This is a genomic window from Mesorhizobium sp. M7A.F.Ca.CA.001.08.2.1, from assembly GCF_003998455.1.
In the GTDB taxonomy this organism is placed as follows: Bacteria; Pseudomonadota; Alphaproteobacteria; order Rhizobiales; family Rhizobiaceae; genus Mesorhizobium; species Mesorhizobium ciceri.
The window spans coordinates 1-4,330 of sequence record NZ_RZPW01000551.1; the positions used below are offsets into that span (position 1 = coordinate 1).

General features: G+C 62.8%; 6 protein-coding genes. 3 read left to right on the plus strand and 3 right to left on the minus strand.

Going from position 1 to position 4,330, the window contains the following annotated elements; genetic code table 11:
- From EN914_RS26010 to EN914_RS26020, 3 genes are all read left to right on the plus strand, one after another.
- Nucleotides 1-333 (plus strand): oligopeptide/dipeptide ABC transporter ATP-binding protein (locus EN914_RS26010; RefSeq protein ID WP_164778905.1); only part of this gene is annotated, 333 nt, incomplete at its 5' end.
- Nucleotides 334-341: 8 nt separating this feature from the next.
- Entirely contained in the window at nucleotides 342-1,328 is a 987-nt protein-coding gene (locus EN914_RS26015; RefSeq protein ID WP_013531723.1) for an ABC transporter ATP-binding protein, read from the plus strand.
- A gap of 140 nt (nucleotides 1,329-1,468) precedes the next feature.
- A complete protein-coding gene (locus EN914_RS26020; RefSeq protein WP_024503323.1) occupies nucleotides 1,469-1,771 on the plus strand; it encodes a DUF982 domain-containing protein in 303 nt (100 codons plus the stop codon).
- Between the two features lie 108 nt (nucleotides 1,772-1,879).
- Here EN914_RS26020 and EN914_RS26025 read toward each other — a convergent pair whose 3' ends face one another.
- The 3 genes from EN914_RS26025 to EN914_RS26035 form a co-directional block, all read right to left on the minus strand.
- Entirely contained in the window at nucleotides 1,880-2,686 is an 807-nt protein-coding gene (locus EN914_RS26025) for a DUF1194 domain-containing protein (protein WP_024503322.1), read from the minus strand.
- A gap of 41 nt (nucleotides 2,687-2,727) precedes the next feature.
- Nucleotides 2,728-3,429, minus strand: coding sequence for a hypothetical protein (locus EN914_RS26030; RefSeq protein ID WP_024503321.1), 702 nt, complete (start codon nucleotides 3,427-3,429; stop codon nucleotides 2,728-2,730).
- A 48-nt stretch (nucleotides 3,430-3,477) separates the two neighbouring features.
- The coding region (locus tag EN914_RS26035; RefSeq protein WP_164778906.1) for a DMT family transporter at nucleotides 3,478-4,330 on the minus strand (853 nt) is incomplete at its 5' end.

Here is a 4,330-nt window from a genome sequence, read left to right on the forward strand (position 1 = left end):
ACGCATGACATGGGCGTGGTCTCCGAACTCGCCGACCGGGTCATGGTCATGTATGCCGGCCGCGTGGTGGAGCGCGGCAGTCGCGCGGAGCTGTTTTCCGATCCGCGACACCCCTATACGCGCGCGCTGCTCGGTTCGATCCCGCCGCTGACCGGCGAAAAACCACGCCGCCTGCCGGCCATTCCCGGTTCGCCGCCGTCATTGCTGCGATTGCCGCAGGGCTGTGCGTTCGGTCCGCGGTGCCCGGTTCACTATGAGCCCTGCGAGGCCGGCAAACCCGACCTCGGGAGCGGCACTCATGCCGCGGCGTGCTTCAGGGTGGCACAGGCATGAGGGGATCGATGACCGACAAGAACCGCCCCATTATCGAGACGCGTTCGCTGGGCAAGCGCTTTTCCATCGGCAGCCGTTTTTCCGCCGAAGGCAAGCGAACCGTTCATGCGGTCGACAATGTTTCCCTGACCGTGTGGCGCGGCGAGACGGTCGGCCTGGTCGGCGAATCCGGATGCGGCAAGTCCACGCTGGCGCGCTGCCTGGTGAGGCTCTACGACATATCGGACGGCGAGCTTCTGTTCGAAGGCAACGATATCACCTCGAAGTCGCTGTCCGAACTCAGGCCGCTCCGGCGCCGCCTGCAAATGGTTTTCCAGGATCCGTCGGCATCGCTCAATCCGCGCCGGCGCGTCGGCGACCTGGTGGCCGAGCCGCTGCGCATCCATGGCAGGCTCTCGTCGAGCGAGATCACCAGACGCGTGGCGGAACTGTTCGACCTTGTCGGCCTGCTGCCGGATCACGTCATGCGGTTTCCGCACGAATTTTCCGGCGGGCAACGCCAGCGCGTCGGCATCGCGCGGGCTATTGCATTGAACCCGGACCTCGTGGTCCTGGACGAACCCGTCTCCGCGCTCGACGTGTCGGTGCAGGCGCAAATCGTCAACCTGCTTGCCGATCTGCAGGAGAAGCTCAATCTCACTTACATCTTCATCGCCCACGACCTGTCGGTGGTACGTCAGGTTTCAACCCGCATAGCGGTCATGTATCTCGGCTCGATCGTCGAAGAAGGGCCGGCGGAAGAAGTGTTTGCAGCACCGGCCCATCCCTATAGCCAGGCGCTGATCTCGGCGGTTCCTATCGTGGAGACGACGCCCAGCGGGACGCGCAAGCGCATCATCCTCACCGGCGACGTACCGAGCCCTCTGAACCCTCCAACCGGCTGCCGTTTCCATCCCCGATGCCCGATCGCGGCGGAGCGCTGCCGTTCGGAGCGGCCGCAGTTGCGGGAATACCGACCCGGTCGCAAAGTCGCCTGCCACTTTCCGACGATGTAGGCGACACTCACCACCGCACAGGTGATCGCCTTCGCCTGACAGATTTCTCAAAAAATTCCATTTTTTGGCTGGAACCAACCGGCTGTTGGTGCGTTTGGTGGGGTTCGATCGAGCGCATTGCGGTCGACCGGGAGGAAACGATGGATCAATTGCATTTCTTTTCGCCCGTGCGGATTTCGCGCGGGCAAGGACACCCTGCGGAAGAAATCGATAGTGTTGCCGAAGCCATGATGTTCTTGCGGAAATGGCCAACGGGACGGCGCGGTCCGGTTTATCAGTGCGCGCTGAACTGTTGCTCGGCCGCTTTGTCGGGCCAGATGTCGGCCGAGGAAGCAAGGAAAGCGTTCACCGGCTTTGCCCGCATCACGCGCCTTCTCGACGATGACATGGCTTTGCCGGTAGGCGGCGAAGGCAAGGCAAGCGTGCACGCATTGCGGCGATAGGCTGTTGTCCTGACGGTCCTACAAGGTCTCGCGCTGCAGGGCGCGGGTTCTCGTTGAGCAATGCGCTTCGGGATGGGGCCTCGAAAGTTCGTCCTACATGGCACACTTTCACAGCGGACGGTCGTCGTTCATGCTTACTTCAGTCACGAGCTTGCGGCGAAGCGCCATGGTGTAGTCGTCTGGCCCCTTCGGCGTCATGACGAAGGCCTGGGAACCGCCAATGACCGATTTGGCAAAATAGGATGCCAGAGGTTGGTCGGGATTCTCATCCTCCGCCGGGATGGCGATGGCATTGATCGTATATCCCTTGGCTATGGCGTTCGACCTGCTCGGCTGGACGGGAAGCCCGTCGTTGTTCTCGCCATTGGAGGAGATATCGATGACTTTCTTTGCGGCCTTTCCCGGGAACTGGTCGAGCAGGAGACTGCCTATGTCGATAGCCGAGGAGACGGATGTTCCGCCACGCCCTCTGCGGATGAAGCCGGTATCGCCTTTCCTGCTGATCACCGCAGCCGCCGCTTTGGCATCTTCCAGTCCGCAGATGCTTGTCCACGGCAGCACGACGCGCGCGTGTCCGGGGCTCGACCATTCAAAATAGGCAACGCCGATGCAACCAACATAATTCCGGCTGATGGCGGCGATGATCTCTGGCGAGGTGAGTGCCGTGGCATGTCCCTCGCGTTGCATATCGGCGATCTTCGGATCGATGGATGACGAAAAGTCGACCGCGAACACGATGGCGACGTCAACGTTCGCGGCATGGGCCGAGGCCCCCCAAAACAGCGAAGCTGCAAGTATTCCTGTCACTCTCGAGATTGAACCGGCCGGCGTCAGGAGACTGCCCCAGCCTGTCGCCCGCACCCGTTCGCGAAAGGATGGGGGGCCGGCGTCCTGATGATACACACTGCCAAACATGTCATTCTCCATCTCGACATCCGGTCGTTTCAAAAGCGAGCTCAACATGTGGAAATCTGGCGGATCGCCTTGGTGCCCACGCCGAAGAGCAGCAGATCGGCCTTGGTCCACAAGAGATAACAGCCGAGCAAGGTCAGTGGCATGGCGAGGGCCGCGAAAGAGCCGCTCCACCAGACCTCAGGCAAAGCGCGGGCGAGGGCCACTATCGTCGCCAGCATCGCCGGCAACCGGCTGGCGAGCACCGCACTGCGGAACGGATCGGGCCAAGCGGCCGGCCAGATCGGAATTGGCGTGCCGGGCCTGTGAAAGGTGCTGCCGAATTTGCCCAGCGCATGCAGCAGGCCGGAGGTCGCCGCAAGCAATGGATCGCCGAGCAGCAACAGGGCAATGCCGAGCCCGATCGCACCCAGGCCCGACAGGAAGTCGCCCAGACGGTTGAGGGCGGGATCGGGAGCATCCGGCCTTGCCCAGGCCCGGTGATAGGCCTCGCCGCCCCAGAAGAAGACCAGGGTGGTCAAGGTCAGCGCAACAGTGCCATGGCTGCCAGCGAAATATTCGATCACCGCCATGGTGACGCTGCTTCCTTCATGCAGGCCGACCGGCGCGGTGGCAATCTGGATCGCCAGACCGACAATGAGGCCGAGCGCATTGCCGCTGTTGTAGTAGCCGCCCGGTCCCTTCATGCGGGCGCGAAGCGCCGATACCAAATGTGCGACCGGAAGAAGGATTGTCCGCGCATCCATCACTGCGCCCCCGCGACAAGTCCGGCCGGGTCTGGAATACGTTTCGCATCACCGGCAAGGGCCATCACATTCCTCCACTGGACCTGAATTGTTGGGATGACGATCGCCCGCCCGATTTGCGGACGCAGTTGCAAAGGCAGGGGCCGCGTCGAAGGGTTGAACCGAAGCGGTTCGCAAGGACGTGCGTGCCTGCAGCGCTCGGTTCGACATTGCCACGGACAGGATCGCACCCAGGATGATGCCGGCACCCAAGACGCTCGCGGACGAGCTCCGCTCGCCGAGAAAGATTGCCGCGCCCAGCGCCCCGAAAACGCTTTCTGCGCTGACGATCACGGCGGCGTGGCTGGCCGGCGTAAAGCGGAGGGCAACCGTCTGTATGCCGAAGGCAATCGCAGTGGAGAACACGCCGAGGATCGCCAGTTCCGGGCCGGCTGCGAATGCGGCGGCCAGCGACAGATTGCCTTGCATTGCACCGAGCGGCAGGGCGAAGGCTGCGGCGCCGAAGAACTGTGTCGCGGCTGCGGTGAACGGCCGCGCATGCACCTGCATGTGCCGGCCCAGTTCGACTGCCCAGAGCGCATAGCAGGCAGCCGAGAGGACAGCGGTAAGATCGCCACTGCTGAACCCGGCTATCCCATCCGACAACAGCAGGGCTCCAACAAGGGTCAATCCGGCGGCGATTGTGAGACTCGCTGTCGGACGTTCGCCTACGAGAAACCAGGCGGCCAGCGGTGTCATTACCGTTGCCGTGCTTACCAGGAAGCTCGCATTGGTGACGGAGGCCCCGAGATAGCAAAGCTGCTGGAGCGTGATGGAGATGGCAAACAGCGCGCCCACCTTGGCCAAGCTGGAAAAATAGTCCGGCCCGAGCGGAAGCCGCTTCTCCATGAAGACAAAGGGC